Below are 1811 nucleotides of genomic sequence, written 5' to 3'. Positions count from 1 at the left end.
CTCCAACGCCACCTTCGCCTTTTGTGCGCCGGTCATCAATTTACGCTTTTTCTCACTCATTTTCGTCCACCTGTTTTATGATGGACACCATCTTAAATTATTGTCTGTTTTTATGGGTCCACTATAGGGTTCTAAATTATGCGCCTCAGAGACCTCGATATATTCATCGATATAACTGCTTACAAAATCACTTCCGAGATCAAATAAGCCATTCATATTCAGCCTAATAATAAATTCAGGAAATAAATCAGGTTTAGCAAAGATACCTTGCTCCAATATGGAACCATAGCCTGAGAAGAATACATCAACCCCAAGCCACTGAATAGCTGAATCACTTATAAAAGTCCCTTTTTGTTTTGCTAGCGTTTCGGAAAAAGCAACGCATATTTCATTCCTATCTTGATGCCGATTAGAAAACGCAAGAATCCTTTTGGTTTTGTCCAAATCCCTCAATAGCTCAATATTCGAAAAATCTCGGTATTGCTCATCAATTTCATTTCTTAGCTCAATGGATTCGCGCGGCAATGTTCCAGAATAATAATCTTCGTCATCATCAAGATCAAACCAAGGCATTCTACTAATGCCAGAATAACAAATGCAACCAATACATGGCGGTTCTTTGCGAAAAAACTCACGCTCTTTCAGATCAAAGTTATATATTGGTTTTCTCAAAACAAAATATCCACAGATACTATTCCTCGTCATGACTTCAAGGTTTTTGTTCATTACACGCATTGCCTATAATTTTACCCTCAAAATAAGTCATAAAGACATCGGCCTTAGCATTTATTTTTTTACGCTTTAATTTTAAAGCCTTATAAATTGTGGCCTCATTTTCTGGAACCCTCCTAAAATATCCATACAGGCTAGGAACCAGCACTTTATTATTGATCTTAATACCAAAAATAATCGCCTCGTTACCGATAGATGGGCCAAATGCGTATTCAAAGCCATCAAACCAAGTGCAAACGAATAGCTTATCGCCCTTATGGATTTCCCCCCTATAAACTTTTAAGACCTCTTCTTCCATAATACCTATAGACAGGGTGTCGCCATTGGCATAAACCAAACCATCCTTAATGGTCTTCACTTTTAAAACCCGACCCACAAAAATGGTGTCCATTTCAATAGCTACCCGATTAAAGACTTCCTGCTCAGACTCATAGGGATGTTTTGCCTGAGCAAGGGGTAAATTAAGACAAAGTAAGCCCAAAAGGCTTAGCTTAATACCGCAAAAACCTCCTGCCACTTTTTCCATAACCGTGCCACCTGTTCAGGATAACTACCACAGCCCGCTCTTTCTACCCAGCTCACACTAATAGTTACACTCATCGAATTGCAGGAATAATCTGCAAACTTATGTCACAGTCATTACATGAAGCCTTTGCAATTGCGTTTAACCAATCTACCCAAATAGCCGGGTCGGCGGTGTTCCCATTATCTAACAGCGACATGCCGCCAAGTAAGCCAGCTATGTCATTTGAGTTTGTTAATTCATATTCATGTTCAAGAAATTTATACATCGCTGTATATGCGGCTTCTACGGTTATTTTATCGTTTTCATTAATCATAAGCCCTATTGCCAATTTGGCCTTATTGGTGAAGAAAGTCCTTATTAACGGCTGGTCATACACTTCCCCTAAAATCCATATAAAGCCAACAGCAATTATTTTAAGCTGTAATCACTATATAGTGGACCCATAAAAACAGACAATAATTTAAGATGGTGTCCATCATAAAACAGGTGGACGAAAATGAGTGAGAAAAAGCGTAAATTGATGACCGGCGCACAAAAGGCGAAGGTGGCGTTG

General features: G+C 38.9%; 3 protein-coding genes. All 3 read right to left on the bottom strand.

Features of this window, described 5'->3' with window-relative positions:
- Nucleotides 1-75 precede the first annotated feature (75 nt).
- Nucleotides 76-726: a hypothetical protein gene (locus AADEFJLK_RS23555; RefSeq protein WP_103976026.1), complete on the bottom strand. Its 651-nt coding sequence runs from the start codon at nucleotides 724-726 to the stop codon at nucleotides 76-78.
- Entirely contained in the window at nucleotides 710-1258 is a 549-nt protein-coding gene (locus AADEFJLK_RS23550) for a hypothetical protein (protein WP_103976025.1), read from the bottom strand. The genes AADEFJLK_RS23555 and AADEFJLK_RS23550 overlap by 17 nt, the downstream gene beginning before the upstream one ends.
- Before the next feature lie 70 nt (nucleotides 1259-1328).
- Nucleotides 1329-1571 carry a hypothetical protein gene (locus AADEFJLK_RS23545; RefSeq protein ID WP_103976027.1) on the bottom strand — a complete coding sequence of 81 codons (243 nt, stop codon included), beginning with the start codon at nucleotides 1569-1571 and terminating at the stop codon, nucleotides 1329-1331.
- Nucleotides 1572-1811 lie beyond the last annotated feature (240 nt).

Source organism: Methylovulum psychrotolerans (assembly GCF_002923755.1).
GTDB lineage: Bacteria > Pseudomonadota > Gammaproteobacteria > Methylococcales > Methylomonadaceae > Methylovulum > Methylovulum psychrotolerans.
Note: the sequence above shows the minus strand (reverse complement) of the source record. Positions and strands in the feature narration are given on the sequence as shown.

Coding starts and splice junctions, on each gene's coding strand:
- AADEFJLK_RS23555 (WP_103976026.1), bottom strand. CDS start 726: ATGAACAAAAACCTTGAAGTCATGACGAGGAATAGTATCTGTGGATAT.
- AADEFJLK_RS23545 (WP_103976027.1), bottom strand. CDS start 1,571: ATGATTAATGAAAACGATAAAATAACCGTAGAAGCCGCATATACAGCG.
- AADEFJLK_RS23550 (WP_103976025.1), bottom strand. CDS start 1,258: ATGGAAAAAGTGGCAGGAGGTTTTTGCGGTATTAAGCTAAGCCTTTTG.